This is a genomic window from Nocardia pneumoniae NBRC 100136 (assembly GCF_000308755.1).
GTDB lineage: Bacteria > Actinomycetota > Actinomycetes > Mycobacteriales > Mycobacteriaceae > Nocardia > Nocardia pneumoniae.
Genome location: NZ_BAGF01000010.1, coordinates 1 through 478 on the forward strand (window position 1 = coordinate 1; position 478 = coordinate 478).

1 protein-coding gene is annotated in these 478 nt (G+C 61.9%); it reads left to right on the forward strand.

The window, feature by feature from the left end; all coding sequences use genetic code 11:
- Positions 1-478, forward strand: a 478-nt coding sequence (locus ON34_RS03185) for a condensation domain-containing protein (protein WP_040774000.1), incomplete at both ends; no start/stop codon positions are given.

The following is a 478-nucleotide window of genomic DNA, read 5'->3' on the forward strand; positions in this document are numbered from 1 at the left end:
GGCAGGTTGCTTATTGGAAGCAGGCGTTGGCTGATCTGCCGGATCAGTTGGATTTGCCGTCGGATCGGTCGCGTCCTGCGGTGCAGTCGTTTGCGGGTGGCAAGGTCGAGTTGCGGGTGGACGCGTCGACTCATCAGGCGTTGATCGAGTTGGCGCGTGCGGAGGGCGCGACGCTGTTCATGGTGGTGCACACCGCGTTGGCGGTGTTGTTGTCGCGGTTGTCGGGCACTGATGACATTGCGATCGGTACGCCGATGGCGGGTCGTGGCGAAGCGGTGTTGGACGATTTGATCGGTATGTTCGTCAACACTTTGGTGTTCCGGACTCGGGTGGATGCGGGTGAGGCGTTCACCGATCTGTTGGCTCGCCAGCGCGAGACGGATATTCAGGCGTTCGCGAATGCGGATGTGCCGTTCGAGCGTTTGGTGGAGGTGCTCAACCCGGTCCGTTCGACCGCGCGGCATCCGCTGTTCCAGGT